We start from the raw sequence: 24,581 nt of genomic DNA on the forward strand, positions 1-24,581 counted from the left end.
ACCTAAGCACTGCGGCTTGCTATTCTGAGAAAGATGCCGTGCCCACCCTGAGGCGCACGGTCGAAGGGAGCGAGACATGCCGATTCCCCAATGGCTTGCGGATGGCATCGCGAAGCTTGCGCAGCGCGGTCCTGGGAGCGCGAAGAACGATTCGGAGATCGCCTTCGCAGAGCTCCCGGCGACGCTGGAGACGGTGACCATACCGACCCGCCACGGCGACGTGTCCGCCACCCTGTATCTGCCGCAGGAGGGCGCCGCAGGCAGGGCCGTGCACATCAACCTGCACGGCGGGGGATTCGTTCTGCGGCATCCGGAGCAGGACGACCCGATCTGCCGCTACATCGCGGCGAAAGCCGGGGTGACGGTGGTGAACGTCGACTACGACCCCGCCCCGCAGCTCAGAGCGCCAGGATCCATCGAGCAGGCGCTGGACGTCACGCGTTGGGCGGCCTCGGCCGATCGCGACTGGGACGGATCGCGGCTGACCATCGGTGGTGCATCGGCCGGGGGAGCGCTCGCCGCAGGAGTCGCGCGGCTGGCGCTGGAAGAGGGCGGTCCGAGCATCCGTCTTCAGGTGCTGCTGTACCCGCCGCTCGACCTGACTATTCCCGCAAAGGCGAAGAAGGGGCCGGGCAAAGAGGGTTTCCTCGTGCCGCTGGGCCCGATCTTCGATACCGCCTACGTGCCGGAGGTCTCTCGCCGGGCGGACCGCCTCGTCTCGCCCGCGGGACCAGCGGATACGGCTTCGATCGAAGGAATCGCCCCGGCCGTCGTCATCACCGGCGAGAAGGACATCCTCCGCGAGGAGGCCGTCCGCTATGCCGATCGGCTCGCTGCGGTCGGCGCGCTGAAGGAGCACGTCGACGTCGCCGGCGTCGGTCACGGGTTCAACATCCTCGGCAGCCCTCGCGAGCTGGTCGTCGACGTCTACGACCGGATCGTCGGGCACATCGTCGCATCCGATGAGAACGGCGACGAGAACGACGGCGAGGCGGATGCCGGGGCGCCCGACGACCGGGACGCCTGAGCCTCAGTACACGTCCCTGAGGTAGCGCTTCTCGCGGTGCAGCTGCGCCAGAAGCTCGGCGCCGTCGGCGTCACCGAGCTCGGCACGAGCGACCTCGCTGAGGGCATCGTCGACGTCGGCGGCCATTCTCTTGCCGTCTCCGCAGACGTACACGTACGCCCCGTCGCGCAGCCAGCGCACGATCTCTGCCGCGTTCTCCCGGATGCGGTCCTGCACGTAGAGCTTCTGCTCCTGGTCGCGGGAGAACGCCGTGTCGAGGCGGGTGAGCGTGCCCTCGGCGAGGAACTGCTCCCACTCCTCGCGGTAGCTGAAGTCGGTGGCCTCGTGCTGGTCGCCGTAGAACAGCCATGCCGGCCCTCGACGCTCCTGCTGTGCACGATCGGCGAGGAAGCCGCGGAACGGGGCGACGCCGACGCCGGGGCCGACCATGATGATGGGCACCTCAGGGTCGTCGGGGAGGTGGAAGCTCCGGTTCGCCAGGAGGAAGACGCGCACCTTCGCGCCGACGTCGACGCGGTCTGCGAGGAAACCGCTGCCGATGCCGGAGGGCAAGGCTGCGAAATCAGGATTGCGCTGGGTGGAGACAGTCAGGTGAACCGCGTGCGGATGCCGGCGCGGGCTGGACGCGATGGAGTACGCCCGGTAGCGGATCGGGGCCATCAGCGCAGCGAGCTCGCCTGCCGGCAGCGGCGAAGGAAGCTCGCGCAGGGTCTCGATGACGCCGTGGGAGCGGATCCACTCCTCTTCTGCAACGTGGTCGCCCGCGTCGTGGCCGGCCGCAGTGACAGCGCGAGCGAGCTGGCTGTCCGGAGCGAGCCGTACGACGGCATCCAGAAGCCCTGCCGAAGGGAAGCGCAGCTCCCATCGGTGCTCGGCGAGAGAGGCGAACGTCTCGCCGTCGTGCTCTTCCGCTCCGGTGAGCCCTGCGGCTTCGAGGAAGCGCTCGACGGCGACCTCGTCATTCGTCGGGACGATGCCGATCGAGTCCCCTGGCTGGTAGTCGATATCGCTGCCGGACAGGTCGAGCTCGTAGTGCCGGATCTCTTTCGCGCTGCCGGCGCCGGAGAGCAACCGGGTGGCGGTGAGGGTCGCCTCGAACGGATGCTCGCGGGTCCATGCCGCCGGGTCGGGGCCGGTCAGCGGTGCCGCTGCCGTCGCGGTGACGGGCGCTCCCTCTGGTGCAGGCAGGAGCTGCGCGAGACGGGCTGCGATCCACGCGTTCGCCGGGATGTCGTAGCTCACGTCGCAGTCCACGCGCTCTGCGATGCGCGTCGCACCGAGCTCTTCCAGGCGAGCGTCGATCTTCACACCCGCTCCGCAGAAGTACGTGTATCCGGTGTCGCCGAGGGCGAGCACCGCGTAGTGCAGGCCGGTGAGCGAGGGTGCATCTGCGGCGATGAGGCGTTGCCAGAACTTGTCGGCGTTATAGGGCATATCGCCCTCGCCCGAGGTCGAGGTGACGATCAGCGTGACTCCGAGCCCGCTCAGCTCGTCCACGGGCTGGTCGTCGAGTGCGACGCACTCGGTCTCCACGCCGCGTTCGGTGAGCATCTCGCTGAGCTTGTCGGCCACGATCTCCGCATTGCCCATCTCGCTGCCGAACAGGATGCGCAGCGTCGACGGAAGGGCGATGCCGACGCCGGGGCGTTCGCTGATTGTGCTGACGTCGATCATGATGCGCAGTTCTCACTTCCTTGTGACGGATGCCGTGGAGATCCCACCTGTGCGGTGACCGGGTGGCCCTTTCTGACGCACCTGGTGTTCCTTACTAAGGAACAGGCAACCTCTATAACGCAACACTAGTATGACCGCGATCCGGCTGGGTGTCAACGAATCCGCACTGTTCTCGGTCCAGGTGCAGAACCTTGCGCCAGACTATCGACGCAGACGCCCCGGAGTGTGTAAAGTAAGCGCAAGTCCCTAATTATTCACGACTAGGTGTCCCGACCGACACGAGGGAGTCCCTTCAATGGTGAAGACAGTGTTCTCAAGCGAACGTACCGATCCGTACAGCCCGCCCATCGAGCATCTGCAGCTTCAGGCTGAGAGTCCGGTGGCGCGTCTCGACTGGCCTGGGCGCGGTGAGATCTGGACCGTGACCAAGCACGAGGACGTGCGCACCATGCTGGTCGACACCCGGTTCAGCTCGGATCGCGAGGATCCTCGCCATCCTGCCCACGTGGCGTACAACCCGGCCACGCACCACGGCCAGCTCATCGAGATGGACCCACCAGTGCACACCACGCTGCGCGGCCGGATCATGAACGAGTTCACCGTGAAGCGGATCGCCGCCATGCGGCCGAAGATCGAGCAGGTCGTCACCGAAGCGATCGACGCGATGCTCGCCAGCGGTAACGAAGGCGACCTCGTCGCGCTGCTCGCGCTCCCGGTTCCCTCCCTCGTCATCAGCGACCTGCTGAAGGTGCCGGATGAGGATCACGTCTTCTTCCAGGAGCACTCCGCGAAGTTCTCCGGCGAAGGCACGCAGGAGGAGCGGATCGCGGCGATCACGGCCATCCGCTCGTACATCGCGGGAATGGTCGATGAGCGCATCGCGACGCCGGGCGATGACATCCTCAGCCGCCAGCTCGCAGCCGGCTCCACGCGCGAAGAGGTCATCGGACTCGGCTTCCTGCTCCTGATCGCCGGCCACGAGACCACGGCCAACCAGATCGCCCTGTCGATCATGACCCTGCTCGACAAGCCGGAGCTCATGCAGCAGCTGCGCGACGACATCTCGCTCGTGCCGAACGCCGTCGAGGAACTGCTGCGCTACTTCACCATCGCGGAGTCTGGGGGACTGCGCCTGGCGCTGGCCGACATCGAGGTGCACGGGGTGACGATCCCGGAGGGCGCCACCGTCTGGGCGCTGGAGAACACGGCCAACCGCGACCCCGACGTGTTCCCCGATCCGCACAAGATCGACTTCACCAGGGGAGCGCGCAACCACGTCGCGTTCGGGTTCGGCCCGCACCAGTGCTTGGGGCAGAACGTCGCACGCCTGGAGCTGGTCGTCGTGCTCGAAGAGGTCATCAAACGGCTTCCCGATCTGCGCCTGACGGTCCCGGTCTCGGAGCTGACTTTCAAGAACATGGGCAACTTCGGTCCGCACAAGCTGCCGGTGGCATGGTGAGCGCGCACGTCGAGGCGCGACGCGCGACCTGCATCGGCTCTGGTCAGTGCGTCTTCGCTGCGCCGGACACCTTCGACCAGGACGACGACGGATGGGTCGTCGTCCTGAACGAGGACCTGGGGGATCCCGCCGAGGTCGCCGCGGCGAAGCAGGCGGTGCAGATCTGCCCGAGCCGCTCGCTCTCCCTCATCGAGGAGTGAACTCGCGCAGAGCCGCGACACAACGAAGAGCGGGAGCATCCGATTCGGATGCTCCCGCTCTTCGTTGCGAACGGGCTCAGGGCTTGATCGGGCCCTGAGCCCGCGCGGCTCAGCCGGCCGCGACACGCTCCCCAGCGTTTGCCGCGATCACGATCCCGTCAGCGACCAGCGCATCCGCTTCCTCACGCGTCAGGCCGAGGTCCTCGGTCAGGATCGCAACCGTGTCCTCGCCGAGCGCAGGCGGGTAGCGGGGCTCCACCTCCTCGGTCGCGAGGAACCGGATCGGGGTTGCGACGTTGTCGAACGCCGCCTCGGCGTTGTGCACCGTCACCAGCGATCCGTCCGCTGCCTCCCTGGCGTCGTCCAGCGCCTCGATCACATCCTTCACCGGAGCGACCGGCACCTGCGCGGCAGTGAGCCGGTCCACCCAGTCGGCCGCCGGGAGCTCGGCGAATCGCGCCTCCAGCAGGTGCCAGAGCTCCTCCTTGTTCCGCAGGCGCGCGGCGGCGTCGATGAAGCGCTCATCGGTCACCAGCTGCTCGAGCCCGAGCACACGGCACAGGCCCTCCCACATCCTCGGGGTATTCGCCGTGACGACGAACTCTCGCCCGTCCCGACCCCGGAAGGAGCGGTAGGTCGCGATCGAGTCGTGCCCTGCGCCCTGAGGGCCCGGCGCCTCGCCGGTGACGGACGCGTAGACCGCCTGGTAGGAGAGCATCGCCAACTGACCGCGCAGCATGGAGACGTCCACGATGCGTCCGGCGCCCGTTTGCTGACGCGCGACGAGCGCACCCAGTATGCCGATGACGGCATAGAGTCCGGCGACGACGTCGCCGGCGGGGATGCCGAGCCGAGCCGCGGGGGCGCCGGGGTGGCCGGTGAGGCTCATGACCCCGCTCAGCGCCTGGACGACCATGTCGTAGGCCGGTCGGTCGCGCCACGGACCCTCCTGGCCGAAGCCGCTGATCGATGCCCAGATCAGCGCGGGGTGCTCCTCGGTGATCTCGTGGGGGTCCAGTCCGAGCCGTGTGCAGACACCCGGCCGGAAGTTCTCGATCACGACGTCGGCATCCGCGATCAGCCGCTTCATGACGGCGAGCCCGCGAGGAGACTTCAGGTCGATGGCGATGCTGCGCTTGTTGCGGTTGTTCGCCAGGTAGTAGGCGCTGTCGCCGAGCACCTTCGGGCCGGCGATGTCGCGGCTGGAGTCGCCGGAGAGCGCCTCCACCTTGATGATCTCGGCTCCGAGGTCGCCGAGCAGCTGCGTGGCGGACGGTCCGGACAGGAACGTCGTGAGGTCGACGATCTTCAGGCCGGCGAGCACCGGCCCCTGCTGCGGGGCGCTCATGCCGCCTCGAAGATGTGGATCGTGCAAGCGCCGTGGTCGAGTCCTGCGGTACCGCCGCCCGTGACGTGGGTGAGCGCCCAGCGCGCATCCTCGATCTGACGGGCTCCCGCCTCGCCGGTGAGCTGCCAGAAGGCCTCGGCGACCTGAGCGACGCCGCTCGCGCCGACGGGGTGTCCCTTGGCGAGGAGGCCGCCGCTGGGGTTCACGACGACGTCGCCGCCGAAGGTGGTCCGTCCGTCGCGGAGGAGTCCTGCGGCGCTGCCGCGCTCGGTGAGGCCGAGTGCCTCGTAGTAGACGAGCTCGGCGATCGAGAAGGCGTCGTGGCACTCGATCATGTCCAGATCCTTCGCCTCGATGCCGGCCTGTGTGTAGGCGTCGCGGGCGGAGTCGTAGGTGATCTCCGGCTTCGTCATGTCGCGGAAGCCCTCTTCGACGTGCCCCGAGTGCAGGACCGAGGCCGCGACCCGGATCGCGCTGGTGGCCTCGAGGCGGGAGCGCGCCCGTTCGGAGGCGAGCACGACGACCGCTGCGCCATCGCCGGTCGGGCAGCACATCAGAAGGGTGAGCGGGTCCGCGACGGGTCGCGCACTCAGCACCTCCTCGACCGTGACCTCCTGGCGGAACTGCGCGAAGGGATTGAGGGCGCCGTGCTTGCGGGCCTTGACGCTGACGAGCGCCAGGTCCTCCGGCGTCGCATCGAAGTCGTGCAGGTAACGCGTCGCCCGCATGGCGTAGACGGCGGGCATGATGATGCCCTGCTTGACCTCGCGGTCTTCGGGCGAGAGCGGGAGCGCGCCGCCGCCGAACTGGGTCAGCTTCTCGACGCCGATGACGACGGCGACATCGATGAGCCCCTGGGCGATGGCCGTCCACGCTTCGTGGACGGCGGTCGCGCCGCTGGAGCACGCATTGTCGACGTTGACCGTGGGCACGGTGCCCAGGCCGATCTCCTTCGTGATGCGCTGCCCCGTCATCATGCCGCCGTAGGAGTGGCCGACGTAGATCGCGTCGACATCGCGCTTGTCGATGCCCGCGCTGTTCAGCGCGTCGACCAGCGGGGAGACGGCGAGCCCGACGTAGGAGGAGCTGCGGTACTTGCCGAAGGGGATCATCGCCGCCGAGATGACGAAGACTTCGTTGGACATGCTGCTGTTCCTTCCGTCACTGACCGTCTGCGGGGACGAAGAACCACTCGTCGCCCTCGGTCTGGAGTTCGACGCGGATGCCGGGGACCAGCGGTGCGGTCTCCCGGAGGTCGGTCAGGGTCCGCACGTCGTCATCGAGATCGACATATCCGAGAGGGCGGACATCGCCGTCTCGCCCGTGGATCCGGGTGAACGAGTAGAGCACACCGTTCGCCGGCAGTGCGACGCGCTCCACGTCGCGGCTCACGCAGGAGCTGCACACCACGCGGCTGCCGATCATGGTGCGGCCGCAGGCCCGACAGCGCGTGCCGATGAGTCGTCTGCCCTCAGGGAACTCGCCGAGGAGACTGTCGGTCTCCAGGTCGGCGATCGGCTGAGAGACTGGTGCCTCGTTCTTGACGGTCACTGGGCTTGCCCTCTTTCTGGGGTCGCGGCGGCGCGTGCGATGGCCCGGGTGGGGCATACGTCGATCGCCATCTGGATCTTGTCGTCGCCATCTCCGTGGTCGTCGATGACGATGGCGATGCTGTCCTCATCGAGGTCGAAGGTGCTCGGGGCGTAGAAGGTGCACTGGCCCGAACCCATGCAGCGGTCGCGGTCGACGGACAGCAGGTCGGTGGACATCAGCTCTGCACCTCGACGAGTCGCAGGTAGAGGTGGGTGTGCCCGCGGAACTTGTAGCTGCTGATGAGATTCCACTCCCTGGCATCCGCGGGGCCGTGGTGGGCATCGTCGATCGTGATCGACGATGTGCGCTCCAGGAACCGCTGGATCGAGAACACGGCTTCGGCGCGGGCCAGCGGCGCACCGGGGCAGGTGTGGATGCCACGCCCGAATGCGAGGTGCTGCCGGGCGTTGGCGCGGTTCACGTCGAACTCGGCGGGGTTCTCGAACAGCCTGGGGTCGCGGCCGGAAGCGCCGTGCAGCAGCATGACGTTGGTGCCGGGGGCGAGATCGAGGCCGCCGAGCGTCGTCGCCTTCTTGACGAGCCGGAAGGAGCCCTTGATGGGGGCCTCGACGCGCAGGCTCTCCTCGATGAAGGCGGGGACGAGCGACGGTTCGCGGCGGAGGAGGTCCTGAAGGTCCGCGTCATCGGCGATGCGCTGGAAGCAGATGCCCATGAGCTGGACGGTCGTCTCCTGGCCGGCCGAGAACAGGTTGGCGGCGATGCGCGCGACCTCGATCGGTTCCGGCAGCGTCCCGTTGGGGAACGTCGCCAGTGCCATTCCGGTGAGGACGTCTCCTGCGGGCTGCGCTCGGCGCTCCTCGATCTTCGCGACGAAGTAGTCGTAGAGACGCTCCAGGCCGTTGTGGTAGCTCGTCTGCAGCTCCAGGTTCCCGAGCACCGGCGCCGGCTCGGACGCGAGCGTGTCCAGCAGCATCTGGTGGTCCTCCTCCGGCACGCCGAGGAGATCGGCGACCGCGAGCACCGCGAACTTCTTCGCGTAGTCCCAGATGAACTCGCTCTCGCCCTTCGGCAGGATCTCGTCCAGGAAGCGATCGGCGGTGGCCTTGAGGAAGGCTTCGTTCTCCTTGAGCCGCTTCGGGGTGATCAGGCCCATGAGGATCGCGCGGTGGTCGGTGTGCTGCGGCGGGTCGAAGGTCACGATCTGGTCGTTCGTGGGGAACGAGGACCGGTGCTTCTCCAGCAGTTCGCTGAGGTCCTCTCCCTCGAGCTCGAAGTCGAGGTCGAGGACCGGACCGCCGGTGCGGTTGATCGAGGAGTAGACGTCCGGCTGATGGTAGACCTGGAGGGCCTCCTCGTAGCCCGTCACGATGACGACCCCGTACTTCGGCTCGCGGTAGACCGGATGGTTCTCCAGCATGTAGTCGAAGTAGGGCTCGGCCTTCTCGGCGACCTCGGGGTCGGTGAAGAAGTCGACCTCGGCGGGGTTGATCTGGGTGGTGGTCATCGGAGGCCCTCCATATCTCTGTCGGGGCGGGATTCTGGTCAGGCGAAGCGCGAGGGCTTCGCGTCGAGCACGAGAGTCTTGGTCTCGAGGTACGGCAGCAGGCCCTGGACGCCACCTTCTCGGCCGTAGCCGGACTGCTTGAATCCGCCGTAGCCGAGCGCGGTGTCGACCTTGAAGCCGTTGTGGCCGACCGTGCCGGAGCGCAGGCGCCGGGCGACGTGGTAGGCGCGGTCGATGTCGTTGGTGAACACGGCGTTGTTGAGGCCGTACTGCGTGCCGTTCGCCAGGCGGATGGCCTCTTCCTCGCTCGAGGTCGGGATGACCGAGATGACGGGGCCGAAGATCTCCTCCTGTGCGATCGTGGACGCGTTGTCCACGTTGGCGAACACGGTCGGCTCCACGTAGTAGCCGCGCGCGAGGTCGGCCGGTCGGTTGCCGCCGGTGACGAGGGTCGCGCCATCGGCGACGCCTTTGCGGATGTAATCGAGCACGCGGTCCTGCTGGCGGGCCATCGCGAGCGGACCCATCTGGCTCTCCGGGTCGAAGGGGTCTCCGACCTTCACCGCGCCGAACGCCGCGCCGAGCGCATCGGCGAACTCGTCGTGACGCGCCTGCGACACGATGACGCGGGTGAGCGACATGCAGACCTGGCCGGTGATGGAGGTCTCGGCCGCGGCGATGGCCTTCGCAGCGGTTTCGAGGTCGTAGTCGTCGAGGATGACCGCAGCCGACTTGCCACCGAGCTCCAGCGTGTAGCGCGCCAGGCGCTCGCCGGCGATCGTCGCGATCTTCCGCCCGACGACACCTGAACCGGTGAATCCGATCTTGTCGACGCGCGGGTCGCGCACGAGCCGCTCCGACACCTCGCGATCCGCCGTCACGACGTTGAGCACGCCGGCAGGCAGGCCGACCTCCTCGGCGATCTCCGCGAGGACGTACAGTTCACCAGGCGCCTCCGGCGGCGCCTTCAGCACGATGGTGCAGCCGGCGAGGATCGCCGGGGCGACCTTGTACGCCGCGAGCGAGAGCGGTGTGTTCCACGGCACGATCGCGGCGACGACGCCGACCGGCTCGTGGACGACGGCGCCCCAGTCGGAGAACTCGGGCTTGGCTGGGCGCTCCCACTCGAAGGTGTCGGCGAGGTCGGCGTAGTAGTCGAACAGCGGGGGGACCCGGAGGATCGAGTAGGACGACATCCGGAACACCGGACCCGCCTGGCGGGTCCAGAACGTCGCGAGCTCCGGGGCGCGCTCACGCAGCTTCTCGGCGATGCGCCGGAGGTACACGGCGCGCTCCTGAGGCTCGAGGAACGCCCAGTCGGTGTTGTCGAAGGTGTGACGTGCCGCGGCCACCGCGGCATCCATGTCGGCGGGTCCGGCCTCGGCGACGCGGAAGAAGGTCTCCTCCGTCGCGGAGTCGATCACGTTGAACACCGTCGTGCTCTGGGGTGCGACCCATTCGCCGCCGATGTAGAGCCGGTCGGGGTGCTTCAGGGCGACAGGGGTCTCGCGCACGGTCAGCAGATCCGTCATTGCATCTTCTCTCTTCTTGTCCAGGGCGTCTTGTTCAGGGAGCGGTTCAGGCGGCGGGGGTGCGGTTCAGCACGCTGGCGAGCGTCCAGCTGAGCCGGTCGGGGGAGAGGCCGGCGAGCTGCTGAGCGTTCATGCCGAAGTCGACGCAGAGGTGCGCGCCGGAGACGTAGCCTGCGAGATCGCTGCCGAGGAAGGCGAGCACGCGGGCCATGTCGACCGACTCGGCGAGGCGGCCGGCGGGGCCGAGATCGGCCTCGACGGCATCCATTCCGCCCTTCATCTCGGCGAACTCGCCGATCATTCCCGAGATCGTCATCGCCGGCAGGATGGCGTTGATGCGGATCTTCTTGAGGTCCGCGAGCGGTCCGACCTGGGTGGCGATCCAGTAGTTCAGCGCGCGCTTGGAGAGGATGTAGCCGAGGGAGCCGGGGACGGCACCGCCGAAGCGGTCGTTGAATGCGGATGCCGCTGAGACGAGCCCGTCCCATCCGGAGGGATCGATGAGGGGCTGGAGCTCTTCGCGGATGTCGGGGTTCTCCCACCGCAGCCCGCCGTTCGAGGTGACGAAGGTGAGCGATCCGCGTTCGACCACGCGGTCGCGCAGGTAGGTGTCGGTGATGTACTTGTTCGCGATGAAGTTGACGGTGAACGTGTCCAGGTAGGACTGGTGCACGCCCGAGATGCCGGCGACGCCGAAGAAGGAGTGGATCTCCTTCGGCAGCTCCGCGAAGGCGGCGTCGATCGAGCTCTTGTCGCCGAGGTCGGCGACGATGGCCTTCGTGATGCCCTCGACGGGTGCTTCGACGCGGTCGATCGCGTACACCGATGCGCCGAGGTCGACGAGAATCTCGGCGAGCGCACGGCCCATGCCTGAGGCGGCGCCGGTCACGACGCTCACACGACCCTGATATCCGAAGTGGTCCGTCATTGAGAGACTTCCTTGTCTGCCGAGAGTGTTCCGCTGGACGGAACATCTGAACGTGATAACGAAACGTTGATGCGAGTCTGTCACGTCGCCCCGGGGCGAGTCAATCAAATATCCATCGAGATTTGGGTGATTGACACCGCGCCTCATTGCGGGCATGATTTCGATTGTTGCGTTGTACGGCGCGAATCGTTCCGTTGAACGGAACATAGATGAAACCCGGGTCTCTCCGGGGAAGCTCGACAAAGGAGTCCGAGTGCACGGTAGCCGTCCCCACCCGCTGGGCATCCCCCAGGGGGATCCTCATGTGGTCTAACGTTCTGCGCCGAGTCGGATATGCGCTGCTCGTCATCGTCATCGTCACGATCGGTGTGCGCGGGCTGATGAGTCTCGCGCCGGGCTCGATCGCCGAGGTCATCCTCGGCGAGGCGGCCACGCCGGAGAACGTCGCGGCGCTGAACAGCGAACTCGGACTCGATCGCCCGTTCTTCGTGCAGTATTTCGACTGGGCGCTCAATGCCGTTCAGGGCGACCTCGGCGTCTCGCCGATCTCGCACGCCTCCGTGACGGACGCGATCTTCCAGCGTCTCCCGGTCACGCTCGAGCTGGCCGTGCTCGCACTCGCGATAGCGCTGCTCGTCGCGATCCCCCTCGCCGTCATCTCGGCGTCGATGCCCAACAGCGCAGTGGATCGTGCCATCAACGCCGTCACCGCCGTCTTCCTCTCCATCCCCGCTTTCGTTGCAGGGCCGGTGCTGATCTACATCTTCGCGGTGCACCTGCGGGTGCTCCCCGCGCTCGGGTGGGTTCCGGTGGCAGACGGGCTCGGCCCCAATCTGCGCAGCGCCCTGCTGCCGGCCATCGCCGTTGCGCTGGTGGAGATCGCCGCCTTCCACCGCGTGCTCAGGGCCGATCTCATCGGCACGCTGCGAGAGGACTTCGTCGCCGCAGCACGGGCCAAGGGGATGACGCGCGGGTATGTGCTGTTCCGGCACGCGTTCCGCCCCTCGTCCTTCTCGCTGCTCACGATCTCCGGGCTCAGCCTCGCGCGACTGATCGGCGGAACGATCATCGTGGAGGCGCTCTTCGTGCTCCCCGGTCTCGGCCAGCTCATCTCGACCTCGATCATGCAGCGCGACGTCATCACGGTGCAGGGCGTCGTCACCTTCATCGCCGTCGCCTTCGTCGTCATCAACATGCTCGTCGACATCGGTTACGGACTCATCGACCCGAGGGTTCGCCGCGCACCAGGGAAGAAGCGGCGACGTGCGGCCCCGGCATCCGCCCCAGCCCCCACCGAGCCGACTCCGCTTCAGGACCAGAAGGAGGCTGTGAGCGCATGAGCATCGTCACCCGTTCGATCTCCACGAGGCCGCGCAAACAGGCGCAGCCGCGGCTCGGCATCCCCAAGGTCGCCCCGGCCAAGCGCCAGTGGTCGATCCTGGTCTGGTTCTCGTACTTCTGGATCGGACTCGTCGTCGTACTGGCGATCGCCGCACCCATCCTCCCCATCGCCCCGATCGACGCGATCGTCGGGCCACCGCGCCAGCCTCCGCAGTTCGGGCCGATCGACACCCTGCTCGGCACGGACGGTGCAGGCAGGTCGCTGCTCACCCGGCTCATCTTCGGCGGGCAGGTCTCACTCGTCGTCGGTACGGCCTCCGCCGCCGGCGGTGTGATCCTCGGCACCATCCTCGGTCTGCTCGCCGGCTACTACCGCAAGGGCGTGGACTGGGTCGTGACCCTTTTCGCCGATGTGCTGCTGTCCTTCCCCGCCCTCGTGCTGCTGCTGGCGATCACGGCGATCTTCTCGCCTAGCGTTCCCGTGCTGCTGATCGGGCTCGCGCTGACGAGCACTCCGACCTTCATCCGGCTGGCCAGGGCGAACACGATGGCATGGACCAGCCGGGAGTTCGTGCGCGCCGCGCGCAATATGGGTGCGAGCGACGGCCGGATCCTGCTGCGCGAGATCCTGCCGAACGTCGTGCCGACGCTCGCCGCGTACCTGCCGCTCGTGGTGGCCGCGCTCATCGTCGCCGAGGGCTCGCTGAGCTTCCTCGGCCTCGGGGTGCCGCCGCCGACGCCCAGCTGGGGAGGGATGATCAACGCCGGCGCGATCGAGCTGCGCTCCGCACCCTTCCTCACCTTCGTCCCCGCGACCGTGCTGTTCCTCACCGTCTTCGCTCTCAACCAGGCCGGCGAGCACCTGCGCCTGCGCTTCGACCGCACGATGCAGGACTGACCTCTCGCGGAGCATCCAGACCACCGCGATCCCCACCACCAGACCCTTCACCACACCAACCACCAAGAGAAAGATGCAGGTACATCGTGATTTCAACGAAGAGATCTCTGCAGTTCGCCGGAGCGGTCATCGCAGCGGCATTGATGCTGTCCGGCTGCGCAGCGAGCGAGGAGCCGGAGGACACGGGCTCGACCACGTCATCCGGCGACCCGGTATCGGGCGGCACGCTGCGCGCCATCGAGCTCGCCCAGCCCACCGGGTTCGACCCGGTGCAGATCTTCAGCTCGACGTCCATGCCGATCACCTTCAGCGCGCTGTACGGCCAGTTCGTGATCGCGAACCCGGAGACCGGCGGGTACGACTGCGGGCTGTGCGAGTCGTTCACCACGAGCGACGAAGGCGCCACGTGGGACATCGTGCTCCCCGAGGGCCAGACCTTCACCGACGGCACCCCGGTGGATGCCGAGGCGATCAAGTACAACTGGGAGCGCATCAAGGATCCGGCCAACGGATCAGCCAGCGCGGGCATCGCCAGCCAGATCGCGTCCATCGAGGTCGTCGACGACTACACCGTCAAGCTGAACATGGCCGTGCCCACGCCCGGATTCATCGGGCTCATGCCGATCTACTCGCTGCAGTGGATCGCGTCCCCGACGGCGCTGGAGCAGGGCCAGGAGGCGTTCAACAAGAACCCGGTCGGCGCCGGCCCCTACAAGGTGGAGAGCTGGACGCAGGGCGGCACGGTCAAGCTCGTGCGCAATGAGGACTACTTCGGCGAGCCCGGCTACCTCGACGCGATCGAGACCCAGGGTGTCACCGATGACGCGCAGCGCCTCAACGCGCTGATCGCGGGGCAGGCCGACCTGATCCTGAACTCGGCGCCGACGCAGTTCGTCGAGGCAGAGGCTGCCGGCTTCACGAACATCAAGTACGTCTACAACGGTGGCGTCGGTTTCATGCTGAACACCGGCAAGGCTCCGTTCGACGACGTGCGCGCCCGTCAGGCGCTCTCCTACGCCCTCGACCTGGATGCACTGTCGAACGCGGTCAACCGCGGCAACGGTGCGGTGCCGACGACCCTGTTCCAGTCCGACTCGCCCTTCTTCTCTGACATCCCGCTGCAGAGCTACGACCCCGACAAGGCGCAGGAGCTGTTCGACGAGCTGGCGGACGAGGGCAAGCCGCTGGAGTTCACCTTCACGGTGTTCCCCGGTACAGGGCAGACGATCTTCGACGCGCTGCAGGCGCAGCTGACCGAGTACGACAATGTCACGGTGACCGCAGACCAGCGCGACGCCTCGGAGCAGGGCGTCGTCACGACGAACGGCGACTACAACGTGGCGCAGTCCTCGCTGGCATTCGTCGATGCGGCCTCCAGGCTCTGGGGTGCACTGGACAGCAGCGCCGAGCGGACGAACTACTCGCGCATCAGCGACCCGCGGCTGGACGAGGCGCTCGATGCGGCGATCGCGGCGACGGACATCGCCGAGCAGAAGGAGCACTTCGCCGAGGTGCAGGAGCTGCTGGCCGAACTGCAGCCCTACATCCTCTTCCAGGAGTACTACAACGGCGCCATCGTCTCCGACAAGGTGAACGGCGTCTTCATGTACGGCTACACCACGCCCGCCGCGGCGGGCATCTGGCTCGAGCAGTAGGAGCCATCGTGGCGGCGCGGGGGGGGCCGGGGGCGCCCCCCCCCCCCCCCCACCCGGCGCTGCAGCGCACCACCGCACCAAGAAACGAGGTGACATCGCATGAGCGATGATCTGTTGCTCGAAGTGACCGACCTCCATGCCTACATCGGCTCCCCGCGCGGCGTCGTCAAGGCGGTCGACGGCGTCTCTCTTCAACTGCACCGTGGCGAGGCCCTTGGCGTCGTCGGCGAGTCCGGCTCGGGCAAGTCGGTGATGGCACGCGCCATCATGGGGCTCATGCCCGCGCGCTCCGACCGCACAGGCACGGTCCTCTTCCGAGGGCGGGACCTGCTCGGCCTCAGCCGCAAAGAACTGCACGACGTCTGGGGCAAGCAGATCTCGATGGTCTTCCAGGACCCGGGCAGGTCGCTGAACCCCGTCGTGCGCGTCGAGCGCCAGCTCACCGAAGGGATGCGGCGCCACCTCGGCCTTTCTCGCTCGGAGGCGGCATCCCGCGCCCTCGATCTCCTCAAGGAAGTCGGCGTCCCCGACCCGGAGCGACGCCTGAAGGCGTACCCCCACGAACTTTCCGGCGGAATGCGTCAGCGCGTCATGATCGCCGTCGCGCTCGCCTGCGAGCCGGAGCTGTTGATCGCCGACGAGCCGACCACCGCTCTCGACGTGACGATCCAACGCCAGGTACTCGATCTGCTGCGGCGTGTGCAGACCGATCGAGGAATGTCGCTCATGCTCATCTCGCACGATCTGCACGTCGTTGCCGGACGCACCGACCGGACGGCGGTGATGTACGCAGGCAGGCTCGGCGAGATCGGCGCGAGCAGAGAGGTGTTCGAAGACCCGAGGCATCGCTACACGAGTGCGCTGCTGGGGGCGACGCCGACGATCGGACATGAGCGGCACAGCCCGCTGAATGTGATCCCCGGCTCGCTCCCATCGCCGACGGATCCGCCTTCCGGCTGCCGATTCGCCCCGCGGTGCGCCGCCGCCACCGACGACTGCAGCGCCGCACAGCCGCCACTCGTTCAGATCGGCACCGATCACGCGGTGGCCTGCCTTCATCCCGTGAATGAGACCCAGAGAGAGGGTGAGCTCGTTGGCCGGTAGCGGCAGCGCGCATCTGCGCGGAGACGCGGCGGTCCTGTCCGTCGAAGACCTCGAGGTGGAGTACCACACCGATCGCGGCAGCTTCAAAGCCGTCGCCGGCGTCAGCTTCGACCTCCTTCAGGGGGAGACCCTCGGCATCGTCGGCGAGTCTGGATGCGGTAAGTCCACGACCGGCCGTGCGGTGCTGCGGCTCGATCCGATCGCCGGCGGACGCGTGCGCTATCGCGAGGAGAGCATCGATGAAGCCTCGCCTGCGCGCATGCGCGAGCTGCGCCGCGACATGCAGATGATCTTCCAGGACCCGGTCAGCTCTCTGAACCCGCGGCGTTCGGTCAAGGACGTCGTCATGGAAGGGCTCGCGATCGACGGCGTTCCGAAGAAGCAGCGCGACGCGCAAGCGCCCGAGCTGCTTACGCAGGTTGGCTTGCCCAGCGAACGTTTCGCCGACATGCTGCCGAGGCAGCTCTCCGGCGGGCAGGCGCAGCGCGTGGCGATCGGGCGGGCTCTCGCCGTGCGCCCCGGACTGCTCATCTGCGACGAGCCGGTTTCGGCTCTCGACGTGTCGGTGCAAGCGCAGGTGCTCAACCTGCTCGAAGACCTCAAGAAGGCATACGATCTCACCATCGTCTTCATCGCGCACGACCTCGGCGTCGTCCGCAGCTTCAGCGACAAGGTCCTGGTGATGTATCTCGGCAAGACCTGCGAGTTCGGAGACTCCGTCGAGGTGTACGAGCGGCCGGCGCACCCCTACACGCGCGGGCTTCTGGACTCCGTGCCCTCCCCGGAGAGCGAGGGCGGCTTCGCCGGCCCGGCGCTGACCGGCGACATCCCCTCGCCGCTGAATCCGCCCTCCGGGTGCCGGTTCCGTGCGCGCTGCCCGATCGCCCAGGATCGTTGCGCCACCGAAGAGCCGGAGATGCGCGAGGTGCGCCCAGGGCAGTTCGCGGCCTGCCACTACCCGCTCGATTGAGCCGACAATTGGATCCCGGGGCTTTCCGGGCAGAACAGGAGACAGTATGACCGAGGAGACAGAACCCGACCCCCTCCTTCCCTGGTTGCGGGAGATCGCGACCGCGCACGACGCCGCCCGCCATGTCGACGGCATCCAGTGCCGCGGTTCGGTGGCGCTCATCGACGAGGCCGCACGCCTCCGTGGGGTCGCGCAGGTCAAGCTCGGCAAGGCGGTCTCACTGGAGAGAGAGATCGAAACCCGCCCTGACCGCCTCGCGGCGCTCGCCGAGATCGCCGCCGAGGAGAAGGCGCAGTGGCAGGCTCTCGCCGTCGTGGAGCTGCCGGACGGCCACGGCAGCGTGGAACTCGATGTCCGCGCCGGCGTGCACGGACGCAGTGCCCACGGCGGCGATGTCATCACGTACGACGCCCACGGCATCCACAACACGCACATGGATGGCCTCGCCCACATCGGCGCCGACGCCAGCTGGCACGGCCCGATCCCGGTCGCCGCCTCGCAGACCGACGAGGACACGATCGTCAACTGGGCGCAGCACGGCATCGCGACCCGCGGTGTTCTCCTCGACATCCCCGCCGTGCGGGGGGTGGACTGGGTCACCACCGATGCCCCCGTCACGGCCGAAGACCTCGACGCGGCGGTCGCAGCTGCGGGCGTCACTCTCGAACCAGGAGACGCGTTGCTCATCTATCAGGGGCGCGATCGATTCGAGGCCGCAGGCCACCGTTACACACCCGGTGCCGTTCTCCAGCCTCGCCCCGGTATCGGCGCCTCCGGCGCCCAGTGGATAGCGGAGCAGGACCCGGGTCTTGTCGTGTGGGACTTCCACGATGCGCGCAACAATGAGCGCGCTGCGCTCGAGGTGCACGGTTTGATCTACGCGATCGGGCTGTGCCTGATCGATAACAGCCTGTTGGGTCCTGCTGCGGCAGCGCTCCGTGAGGCGGGCACTTCGACTGGGCTGCTCGTCGCTGCACCGACCGCGATCCACCGCTCGACGGGGGTCATCATCAACCCCCTGCTGTTGTACTGAGCGCTCAGCGATACACGTCGGCCCGGCATCGTGACGATGCCGGGCCGACGTGTATGTCCCTACGGTGTCACGAAGCGCTGCGCTGCACCTCGCCCAACGGCGAGAACGCCGCGAACACCATGCCCTCCAGGTCGATGCTCGGACTCACTTCGCCCAGGCCCGCGCTGAACAGCGCAGCGCGCGCCTGGAGTGCTGAGCCCTCGACTTCATAGACGGTCGCGTACCGGAATCCGGCCGCCGTCTCGCCCTCGGCGGAGGTGGCGTACCGCTGCGCGCTCACGAAGCCGGGCACAGCCAGAACCTCGGGGATGTGCACGTTCGTGTACCAGTCGTTGAACTCCTCGTCCTGACCCTCGACGGAGTTCACCAGGGCGAGGAGGATCTCTCGGGGCTGCTCGTCAGTCATGTCTGCTCCTGTTCCGGGTGGCCGTCAGGCCGAGACCGGCTCGGCGATCGTGTCGAGGGCGCCGCCGTAGTCCGGCGTCGAGGTGAGCTCCGCGAGGACCTCCTCGAGCTTCGGGCGGCCACCGGGGTTGAGCAGGTACTTGCGCGCCTTGCCCTGCACGTTCGCACCGTAGTAGTGGCTGTGCTCGGCCGAGAATCCGGTCCGCGGAGCGAGCTCGGCGACCATGTTCATCCAGGCATCCTGCTGCTCCCGCGTCGGCTCGAACACCGCGAAACCGTGCTCGCGCATGTGGATCAGCGTGTCGGTGATGAAGTCGACCTGGAAGCTCCCGTAACGAGGGTAGTTTCCGCCGCCGGCGCCGTGCGGGCCGCCGGGGAAGAAGAAGTTCGGCAGGTCGTGGGCCGCGAAGCCGCCGAAGTCGGAGGGGCCGTCCTCCCAGTCGGTGCTGAGATCGAGACCGTTCTTGCCGCGCACGCCCATGCGGGTGAGCGCGCCGGTGCCGAAGTCGAATCCGGTCGCATAGACGATGATGTCGTAGTCGCGGTGACCCTCGGTCGTCTCGATGCCCGTCCGGTCGACGCGGACGATCGGCGTCTCCTTGAGGGCGACGAGTTCGACGTTGGGCTTGTTGTACTGCTCGTAGTAGCGCTCGATGAACGGTGGACGCTTCGCACCGAAGCCGTGGTCCTTCGGGATGAGGCGCTCTGCGGTGACGGGATCTTTGACGATGCTGCGGATTTTGTTCGCGATGAACTCGCAGAACTCGGAGTTGACGTCTTTGTTGGTCGTCATGTCGAAGTAGTTCATCGTGAGCTTGCCGAAGCCGGGAGCAGCCCACATCTGCTCGTAGAAGGCCTGACGCTCCTCGGGGGTGTCATCTTTCGAGAACTTGCCCGACAGTGGGTGCAGGAAGCCGGAGATCGACGTGTTGACCGTCTGCGCGATCTCCTCGAAGTTCTCCCGGAGCCACACCTGACGGTCATAGTGGATGGGCTTGTTGTTCAGCGGTGTGCACCAGGTCGGGGTGCGCTGGTACAGGTGGACGTACTCCACGATGTCGGCGATGACGGGCAGGATCTGCGAACCGCTCGGGCCGTTGCCGATGATCGCGACGCGCTTGCCGGTGAAGTCGATCGGCTCGTGCGGCCAGGCTCCTGTGTGATAGGCGAGCCCGCCGAAGTCGTCGAGTCCTTCGACCTCGGGGTAGTGGGGGACGGAGAGCCCACCGGTTGCGGCCACAACGTAGCGAGCGCGGAACACATCGCCCTTCTCGGTGTGCAGAGTCCACACGGCGGTGTTCTCATCGAAGGTTGCAGACACAACACGCTGGCCGAGCAGGATGTCGTCGCGCAGGCCGACCTCGTCGACGACAAAGTTGAGGTAGTCCTCGATCTCCGGCTGGGTCGCGAACTCTTCCTTCCAGCGCCACTTGTCAAAGATCTCCTTCGAAAAGTTGTAGCCGTAGGCGTAGCTCTCCGAGTCGAAGCGGGCACCAGGGTAGCGGTTCCAGTACCAGACGCCGCCGACGCCCTCTCCTGCCTCGAGCGCGAGCGCGGTGAACCCCGCTTCTCGCGCTCGGTAGAGCTGGTAGATCCCGATGACGCCGGCACCGATGACCAGCACCTCGACGTCGACTCCGTTGTCAGACTGTCCTGTCATTGACTCGCTCCTACTCGTCTCGGGCACCTGCCCGTCTGCATAATGTAAGCAGTAGTGCTCAACTTTTGCAAGGAAATCGTGTAGCGTGCCGTTGGGAGCCTGGTGCACATCTGAGCTGATGTGCAGAAACCGGCCGCCAGATTATTCGAAGGAGAATGATGAACGCCACCCCTGAACTCCGCTTCGACGGCCGCGTCGCCGTCGTCACCGGCGCCGGTCGCGGCCTTGGCCGGGCACATGCCCTGTTGCTGGCCTCTAGGGGGGCGAAGGTTGTGGTGAACGACTTCGGCGGCAGCAAGGAGGGGGTCGGCAGCGACACCGGTCCCGCCAACGAGGTCGTCCAAGAGATCATCGACGCAGGTGGCGAGGCGGTCGCCGACACGAACAGCGTGGCGAGCGAAGAAGGATGCCAGGCGCTGGTGGAGACGGCCGTGCGAGAATTCGGACGGATCGACATCGTGGTGAACAACGCCGGTATCTCACGATGGGCGACATTCCCCGAAGCGGATGCCGAGAACCTCGAGATCACGCTCGATGTGCACCTGCGGGGCACCTGGAACACCACGCGGGCTGCGTGGCCGCACTTCGCCGAGCAGGGCTACGGTCGTGTGATCACCACCGCGTCGACGGGGATGCTCGGCCTGCCGAACAACCTCGCGTATGCGACCGCGAAGGGCGCGCTGATCGGCTTCACCCGCAGCCTTGCAGTTGCGGCGAAGCCGCAGGGGATCCTCGTCAATTGCATCGCGCCAAACTCGGTGACCCGGCCGAGCGAGACCACGGGGAAGGGCAGCATCGTCGCTCAGAACCAGATGGACGAGGCCAGAGCGGCGCTGATGCAGACCGACCGGGTGTCTCCGATGGTCGCATTCCTCGCGCACGAGTCCTGCCCGGTGAACGGCGAGATCCTCGTCGCCGGCGCGAATCGCTTCGGGCGGTGGTTCCTCGGATTCACCGAGGGATGGCTGGCTGAGGGGGATGCCGTGCCGACGGTCGAGGATGTCGCGGCGCACTGGGAGCAGATCAACGATCTCGACGGGTTCTATGTGCCGTCCGGCCTGCAGGACTGGTCCGCGCGCTTCATGTCGCAGCTCGCGGACATGGGCACGTCGAAGTAGCGGTCAGGGCCGATCAGGGAAGCTGAGTCGACAGTCGACAGTCGACAGTCGACAGTCGACAGTCGGCTGGGAGCAGAGGGAGCATCATGTCAGCGATTCTCATCGATTCGTTCACGTCGGAGGTCGTCGGCGATCGCGTGATCGTCTGCGCCGGCGACAGCATCACCCGCGGGCAGGTCAGCTCACCCTGGGTCGACACGCTGGCGGAACGGTATGCGCCATCGGGCGCAGTGGTGGTGAATGCCGGAGTCAACGGGAATCTCGCCTGGAACGTGCTTCAACGCCTTGACGCGGTGATCGCAGCACGCCCTGCTGTGGTGACTGTGCTGGTCGGCACGAACGACGTCTGCGCGACGAACAGTCCTGAGATGGAAGCGCTCTATCGCGAGCAGCAGGGCATCCCCGAAACCCCGACGCCCGAGTGGTTCGAAGAGAACATCGCCGGCATCCTGGATCGACTGCGCACCGAGACCGATGCGCGGATCGCGGTGATCGAGCTCCCTCCCGTCGGAGAGCGGCTCGACAGCGAGATCAACGCGAAGGTGCGCGCTTACAACGCGCGGATTCATTCGGCAGCGATGGCGCGCGATGTCACGGTGCTGCCGCTGTATGACCTCCTGGTGGCTGAGCTGCCGGAGCAGCACGAACCCGGTGACTACACGGGAGACGTGCGCCTCACGATCCAGGCGGCGCAGGCCCACGCGTCAGGGCTCAGCTGGGACGAGATTTCCGAGCGCAACGGTCTGTCGCTGCTCATCGACCATGTGCACCTGAATGACCGCGCCGGCGCTGTTCTCGCTGCGCTCGTCGAGCGGTTCCTCGGCAACGAAATCGGAGCGTGACGCTCATGGACAGAGATGTTCTCGTTGTCATCGGCGTCGGTGGCATGGGGGAGACGATCGCCCGCAGACTTGCCCCAGGGCGCCTTACGGTGCTCGCCGACTTCAACGAGGGGCTGTTGACCTCGTTGGCTGATCGGATGACGATCGACGGTTTCGATGTCGTCACCCAGATCGTGGACGTGTCTTCGCGAGAATCCGTGCGCGCACTCGCGCAGACTGCAGCAGGGCACGGCCCAGTGCGGACGGTCGTGGACACAGCGGGTGTGTCACCGGCGCATGCACCGATCGAAGCGGTGCTGCGTGTCGACCTGCTCGGCGTCGCGCTGGTGTTGGAGGAGTTCGCGGAGGTCGTCGCTCCGGGAGCCGCCGGCGTCGTCATCTCCAGCTCGTCCAGTTACATTTCGCCGGGCTTCACTCCTGAGCAGGAGCAAGCGATCAGGGATAGTAAAGCGGAGGAACTGCTCGGCCTGGACTTCTTCTCTCCCGAAGCTCTCGGCAGCGCGGGTCTCGCGTACGGGAAGTCCAAGCGCGCGAACCGTCTGCAGGTGCAGGCCGCCAGTGCCACCTGGGGGGCGAGAGGTGCGCGCATCAACAGTGTCAGTCCTGGGGTGATCTCTACCGCGATGGGCAGGACGGAGCTGCAGAGCCCGTCAGGGGCCTTCATGCGCGCCATGGTGGAGAACTCCGGCACTGGTCGCATCGGCACGCCCAGTGACATCGCCGATGCCGTCACGTTCCTCGTAGGACCACAGGCGACCTACATCACCGGCATCGACCTGCTCGTCGACGGCGGCAATGTCGCCGCGGTTCACACGGGGCGCGTTCCCAAGCCCACCCATCGTTGATATCCCGCGTCCGTCAAAGTAGAGTAATGGACGAGAAATCTCTCATCGCGCGGCTGCAATCTTGGGTTGAGGGAGTGAGCAATTGAAGCTCAGCGTCAGTGGGTTTGCTGTGGCTGCCGTATTTGGTCTGGTCGCATCGTCGCTTGGCGCGACTGCTGCTTATGCGGAAGGCAGCGAGGACCCCGATCCCGCGACCGTGATTTCACAGATAGTTCCGGACGCTCTAGCCTCTGCGGCACCGCTGACTGCGACCACGGATGGCCTCACAGCGCACGCCAGAGACTCGGAAGTGACGATCTCCGATCGCGAGGACGCTCTCATTCAGCTGGCGACCGGTAGAGCAGACATCACTGTGGAGATCGACTCAGCAATGTTGGGTGGTTCACTCACTGAGGAAAGCGGCGTGGCCACATTCGCGCATGCGGATGGAGACGCATCGGTGGTGAATCTGAATGATGACGGCAGCTTACGGATCACGTCGGTGCTCCAGTCGGATAATAGTCAGGGGTCCTTTGCGTACACCTATACTGGCGTGGAGCTGGTGCTGTTTGACGACGGAGGCGTGGTCGGGTACGACGATACCGGTGCGGTACAGCTCGTCATCGATCTTCCGTGGGCCTATGACTCCTCTGGAGCCCCCGTTCCGACTTGGTATGAGCTGGACGGAAACGTGTTGACCCAGGTTGTCGACCACTCTTCGGGATCCTTCCAGTACCCAATTGTCGCGGATCCGACCAACTATGGCGGCAACACGATGTACAAGAAGATTTCAGCAGCGACTGATCCTGAAGGCGGAGACAAGGTATCGGTGACCGTCGGGACCTATAACTTCAGCCGCACCAGCGACAGCGCCATTTGGGCGTCGTACAAGAGCCTCGTGCCTGCCAAATATGAATCCGAGACAATGCGGAAGCAGCTCCTCTGCCACGCCCGAAACATCGGCGCGCTCAAGAACCCGTGGAACCTGGAGACTCGTCGTCCCAACGTCAGCTACGCAGAGTTCGTTCTCAAGCTGTGTAATCCGAACTGAGCGATCTCGATGACTCGAAAAGCGGTCTACCTCACCGGGGCTGGGGCGAGTCTGCTCGTTGCTGGCTCGGTTGCTGTGTACATCTTCAAACTCGGTGTCCTGGCCGACTCCTCGACCGAGAACGTCTCTCTGCCGATCTGGGCCGTAATAGTCGGAGCCGTTGCGGTTGTAGCGTTCGTCGTCTGCCTTATCAACTGGGGGTTGCTCCGCCTCGTCGATGGCGGCGATGCGGCCGCAGTTCACACCGACCGTGTCGCGAAGCCCGCTCCCCGCTGAGGTTACGCGCCACCTCGTGCAGTCGGCATGCACCACTAGCCTCGATATTTAATTGGGAGGGTGAGTCCTCGCTCGCGGCGTCGTTGCCGGGCTCGTGAGGTCGATTTTGACATCGGGGTATGACATCGACCGCGATGCGTCGCGGTGGCGGGGTTCCAGTCCGGGGTTCCTGGTGTCG

Annotated in this window: 24 protein-coding genes; 14 read left to right on the plus strand and 10 right to left on the minus strand. The window is 66.5% G+C overall.

Annotated features, from left to right (window positions below):
• Nucleotides 1–76: 76 nt before the first annotated feature.
• On the plus strand, nucleotides 77–1,027 hold the full coding sequence (locus QM568_RS07070; RefSeq protein WP_415137225.1) for an alpha/beta hydrolase fold domain-containing protein: 951 nt from the start codon (nucleotides 77–79) through the stop codon (nucleotides 1,025–1,027).
• A gap of 3 nt (nucleotides 1,028–1,030) precedes the next feature.
• On the opposite strand, the gene QM568_RS07075 is transcribed toward QM568_RS07070, so the two are convergent.
• The gene (locus QM568_RS07075) at nucleotides 1,031–2,701 is read right to left on the minus strand and encodes a sulfite reductase flavoprotein subunit alpha (RefSeq protein WP_415137227.1); all 1,671 of its coding nucleotides are present in this window, start codon (nucleotides 2,699–2,701) and stop codon (nucleotides 1,031–1,033) included.
• 307 nt (nucleotides 2,702–3,008) lie between these two features.
• Here QM568_RS07075 and QM568_RS07080 point away from each other — a divergent pair, with 307 nt between their 5' ends.
• Nucleotides 3,009–4,160, plus strand: coding sequence for a cytochrome P450 (locus tag QM568_RS07080; RefSeq protein ID WP_415137229.1), 1,152 nt, complete (start codon nucleotides 3,009–3,011; stop codon nucleotides 4,158–4,160).
• The gene (locus QM568_RS07085; RefSeq protein ID WP_415137231.1) at nucleotides 4,154–4,360 is read left to right on the plus strand and encodes a ferredoxin; all 207 of its coding nucleotides are present in this window, start codon (nucleotides 4,154–4,156) and stop codon (nucleotides 4,358–4,360) included. The genes QM568_RS07080 and QM568_RS07085 overlap by 7 nt, the downstream gene beginning before the upstream one ends.
• Nucleotides 4,361–4,469: 109 nt before the next feature.
• Here QM568_RS07085 and QM568_RS07090 read toward each other — a convergent pair whose 3' ends face one another.
• The 7 genes from QM568_RS07090 to QM568_RS07120 are packed head-to-tail and all read right to left on the minus strand — an operon-like array spanning nucleotide 4,470 to nucleotide 11,226.
• Nucleotides 4,470–5,708: a CaiB/BaiF CoA transferase family protein gene (locus tag QM568_RS07090; protein ID WP_415137233.1), complete on the minus strand. Its 1,239-nt coding sequence runs from the start codon at nucleotides 5,706–5,708 to the stop codon at nucleotides 4,470–4,472.
• Nucleotides 5,705–6,853 carry a thiolase family protein gene (locus QM568_RS07095; protein WP_415137235.1) on the minus strand — a complete coding sequence of 383 codons (1,149 nt, stop codon included), beginning with the start codon at nucleotides 6,851–6,853 and terminating at the stop codon, nucleotides 5,705–5,707. The genes QM568_RS07090 and QM568_RS07095 overlap by 4 nt, the downstream gene beginning before the upstream one ends.
• A 16-nt stretch (nucleotides 6,854–6,869) precedes the next feature.
• Nucleotides 6,870–7,259, minus strand: a complete 390-nt coding sequence (locus tag QM568_RS07100) for a Zn-ribbon domain-containing OB-fold protein (RefSeq protein ID WP_415137237.1) — start codon at nucleotides 7,257–7,259, stop codon at nucleotides 6,870–6,872.
• Nucleotides 7,256–7,477, minus strand: coding sequence for a ferredoxin (locus QM568_RS07105; protein ID WP_415137239.1), 222 nt, complete (start codon nucleotides 7,475–7,477; stop codon nucleotides 7,256–7,258). The genes QM568_RS07100 and QM568_RS07105 overlap by 4 nt, the downstream gene beginning before the upstream one ends.
• Nucleotides 7,477–8,766 carry a cytochrome P450 gene (locus tag QM568_RS07110; protein ID WP_415137241.1) on the minus strand — a complete coding sequence of 430 codons (1,290 nt, stop codon included), beginning with the start codon at nucleotides 8,764–8,766 and terminating at the stop codon, nucleotides 7,477–7,479. The genes QM568_RS07105 and QM568_RS07110 overlap by 1 nt, the downstream gene beginning before the upstream one ends.
• A 38-nt stretch (nucleotides 8,767–8,804) precedes the next feature.
• On the minus strand, nucleotides 8,805–10,298 hold the full coding sequence (locus tag QM568_RS07115) for an aldehyde dehydrogenase (RefSeq protein WP_415137243.1): 1,494 nt from the start codon (nucleotides 10,296–10,298) through the stop codon (nucleotides 8,805–8,807).
• A gap of 46 nt (nucleotides 10,299–10,344) precedes the next feature.
• Nucleotides 10,345–11,226, minus strand: coding sequence for an SDR family oxidoreductase (locus tag QM568_RS07120; RefSeq protein WP_415137245.1), 882 nt, complete (start codon nucleotides 11,224–11,226; stop codon nucleotides 10,345–10,347).
• Between the two features lie 302 nt (nucleotides 11,227–11,528).
• On the opposite strand from QM568_RS07120, the gene QM568_RS07125 reads away from it, so the two are divergent.
• The 6 genes from QM568_RS07125 to QM568_RS07150 all read left to right on the plus strand — a co-directional run bounded on the left by QM568_RS07125 (nucleotide 11,529) and on the right by QM568_RS07150 (nucleotide 18,227).
• Complete coding sequence (locus QM568_RS07125) at nucleotides 11,529–12,566, plus strand: ABC transporter permease (RefSeq protein WP_415137247.1); 1,038 nt, start codon at nucleotides 11,529–11,531, stop codon at nucleotides 12,564–12,566.
• Nucleotides 12,563–13,465 carry an ABC transporter permease gene (locus QM568_RS07130; RefSeq protein WP_415137249.1) on the plus strand — a complete coding sequence of 301 codons (903 nt, stop codon included), beginning with the start codon at nucleotides 12,563–12,565 and terminating at the stop codon, nucleotides 13,463–13,465. Before QM568_RS07125 ends, QM568_RS07130 begins: the two co-directional genes overlap by 4 nt.
• Before the next feature lie 86 nt (nucleotides 13,466–13,551).
• Nucleotides 13,552–15,120 (plus strand): ABC transporter substrate-binding protein, encoded by a 1,569-nt coding sequence (locus QM568_RS07135; protein WP_415137251.1) that lies wholly within the window; start codon nucleotides 13,552–13,554, stop codon nucleotides 15,118–15,120.
• 99 nt (nucleotides 15,121–15,219) lie between these two features.
• A complete protein-coding gene (locus QM568_RS07140) occupies nucleotides 15,220–16,224 on the plus strand; it encodes an ABC transporter ATP-binding protein (protein WP_415137253.1) in 1,005 nt (334 codons plus the stop codon).
• Nucleotides 16,214–17,194: an ABC transporter ATP-binding protein gene (locus QM568_RS07145; protein ID WP_415137255.1), complete on the plus strand. Its 981-nt coding sequence runs from the start codon at nucleotides 16,214–16,216 to the stop codon at nucleotides 17,192–17,194. Before QM568_RS07140 ends, QM568_RS07145 begins: the two co-directional genes overlap by 11 nt.
• Nucleotides 17,195–17,240: 46 nt before the next feature.
• Nucleotides 17,241–18,227: a cyclase family protein gene (locus QM568_RS07150; RefSeq protein ID WP_415137257.1), complete on the plus strand. Its 987-nt coding sequence runs from the start codon at nucleotides 17,241–17,243 to the stop codon at nucleotides 18,225–18,227.
• Between the two features lie 67 nt (nucleotides 18,228–18,294).
• Here QM568_RS07150 and QM568_RS07155 read toward each other — a convergent pair whose 3' ends face one another.
• Nucleotides 18,295–18,633 (minus strand): DUF4286 family protein, encoded by a 339-nt coding sequence (locus QM568_RS07155; RefSeq protein WP_415137259.1) that lies wholly within the window; start codon nucleotides 18,631–18,633, stop codon nucleotides 18,295–18,297.
• Nucleotides 18,634–18,657: 24 nt separating this feature from the next.
• Nucleotides 18,658–20,292: a flavin-containing monooxygenase gene (locus QM568_RS07160; protein WP_415137261.1), complete on the minus strand. Its 1,635-nt coding sequence runs from the start codon at nucleotides 20,290–20,292 to the stop codon at nucleotides 18,658–18,660.
• Between the two features lie 158 nt (nucleotides 20,293–20,450).
• Here QM568_RS07160 and QM568_RS07165 point away from each other — a divergent pair, with 158 nt between their 5' ends.
• The 5 genes from QM568_RS07165 (at nucleotide 20,451) to QM568_RS07185 (ending at nucleotide 24,403) form a co-directional block, all read left to right on the plus strand.
• A complete protein-coding gene (locus tag QM568_RS07165; RefSeq protein ID WP_415137263.1) occupies nucleotides 20,451–21,410 on the plus strand; it encodes an SDR family NAD(P)-dependent oxidoreductase in 960 nt (319 codons plus the stop codon).
• 86 nt (nucleotides 21,411–21,496) lie between these two features.
• Nucleotides 21,497–22,252, plus strand: coding sequence for an SGNH/GDSL hydrolase family protein (locus tag QM568_RS07170; RefSeq protein ID WP_415137265.1), 756 nt, complete (start codon nucleotides 21,497–21,499; stop codon nucleotides 22,250–22,252).
• A 5-nt stretch (nucleotides 22,253–22,257) separates the two neighbouring features.
• On the plus strand, nucleotides 22,258–23,097 hold the full coding sequence (locus tag QM568_RS07175) for an SDR family oxidoreductase (protein WP_415137267.1): 840 nt from the start codon (nucleotides 22,258–22,260) through the stop codon (nucleotides 23,095–23,097).
• Nucleotides 23,098–23,179: 82 nt separating this feature from the next.
• Nucleotides 23,180–24,127 carry a DUF2599 domain-containing protein gene (locus QM568_RS07180; protein WP_415137269.1) on the plus strand — a complete coding sequence of 316 codons (948 nt, stop codon included), beginning with the start codon at nucleotides 23,180–23,182 and terminating at the stop codon, nucleotides 24,125–24,127.
• 9 nt (nucleotides 24,128–24,136) lie between these two features.
• Complete coding sequence (locus QM568_RS07185) at nucleotides 24,137–24,403, plus strand: hypothetical protein (RefSeq protein ID WP_415137271.1); 267 nt, start codon at nucleotides 24,137–24,139, stop codon at nucleotides 24,401–24,403.
• The last annotated feature ends 178 nt before the right edge of the window (nucleotides 24,404–24,581 follow it).

The organism is Microbacterium sp., from assembly GCF_047607465.1.
In the GTDB taxonomy this organism is placed as follows: Bacteria; Actinomycetota; Actinomycetes; order Actinomycetales; family Microbacteriaceae; genus Microbacterium.

Coding starts and splice junctions, on each gene's coding strand:
- QM568_RS07070 (WP_415137225.1), top strand. CDS start 77: ATGCCGATTCCCCAATGGCTTGCGGATGGCATCGCGAAGCTTGCGCAG.
- QM568_RS07075 (WP_415137227.1), bottom strand. CDS start 2,701: ATGATCGACGTCAGCACAATCAGCGAACGCCCCGGCGTCGGCATCGCC.
- QM568_RS07085 (WP_415137231.1), top strand. CDS start 4,154: ATGGTGAGCGCGCACGTCGAGGCGCGACGCGCGACCTGCATCGGCTCT.
- QM568_RS07090 (WP_415137233.1), bottom strand. CDS start 5,708: ATGAGCGCCCCGCAGCAGGGGCCGGTGCTCGCCGGCCTGAAGATCGTC.
- QM568_RS07095 (WP_415137235.1), bottom strand. CDS start 6,853: ATGTCCAACGAAGTCTTCGTCATCTCGGCGGCGATGATCCCCTTCGGC.
- QM568_RS07105 (WP_415137239.1), bottom strand. CDS start 7,477: ATGTCCACCGACCTGCTGTCCGTCGACCGCGACCGCTGCATGGGTTCG.
- QM568_RS07110 (WP_415137241.1), bottom strand. CDS start 8,766: ATGACCACCACCCAGATCAACCCCGCCGAGGTCGACTTCTTCACCGAC.
- QM568_RS07115 (WP_415137243.1), bottom strand. CDS start 10,298: ATGACGGATCTGCTGACCGTGCGCGAGACCCCTGTCGCCCTGAAGCAC.
- QM568_RS07120 (WP_415137245.1), bottom strand. CDS start 11,226: ATGACGGACCACTTCGGATATCAGGGTCGTGTGAGCGTCGTGACCGGC.
- QM568_RS07125 (WP_415137247.1), top strand. CDS start 11,529: ATGTGGTCTAACGTTCTGCGCCGAGTCGGATATGCGCTGCTCGTCATC.
- QM568_RS07130 (WP_415137249.1), top strand. CDS start 12,563: ATGAGCATCGTCACCCGTTCGATCTCCACGAGGCCGCGCAAACAGGCG.
- QM568_RS07140 (WP_415137253.1), top strand. CDS start 15,220: ATGAGCGATGATCTGTTGCTCGAAGTGACCGACCTCCATGCCTACATC.
- QM568_RS07150 (WP_415137257.1), top strand. CDS start 17,241: ATGACCGAGGAGACAGAACCCGACCCCCTCCTTCCCTGGTTGCGGGAG.
- QM568_RS07155 (WP_415137259.1), bottom strand. CDS start 18,633: ATGACTGACGAGCAGCCCCGAGAGATCCTCCTCGCCCTGGTGAACTCC.
- QM568_RS07160 (WP_415137261.1), bottom strand. CDS start 20,292: ATGACAGGACAGTCTGACAACGGAGTCGACGTCGAGGTGCTGGTCATC.
- QM568_RS07165 (WP_415137263.1), top strand. CDS start 20,451: ATGAACGCCACCCCTGAACTCCGCTTCGACGGCCGCGTCGCCGTCGTC.
- QM568_RS07170 (WP_415137265.1), top strand. CDS start 21,497: ATGTCAGCGATTCTCATCGATTCGTTCACGTCGGAGGTCGTCGGCGAT.
- QM568_RS07175 (WP_415137267.1), top strand. CDS start 22,258: ATGGACAGAGATGTTCTCGTTGTCATCGGCGTCGGTGGCATGGGGGAG.
- QM568_RS07185 (WP_415137271.1), top strand. CDS start 24,137: ATGACTCGAAAAGCGGTCTACCTCACCGGGGCTGGGGCGAGTCTGCTC.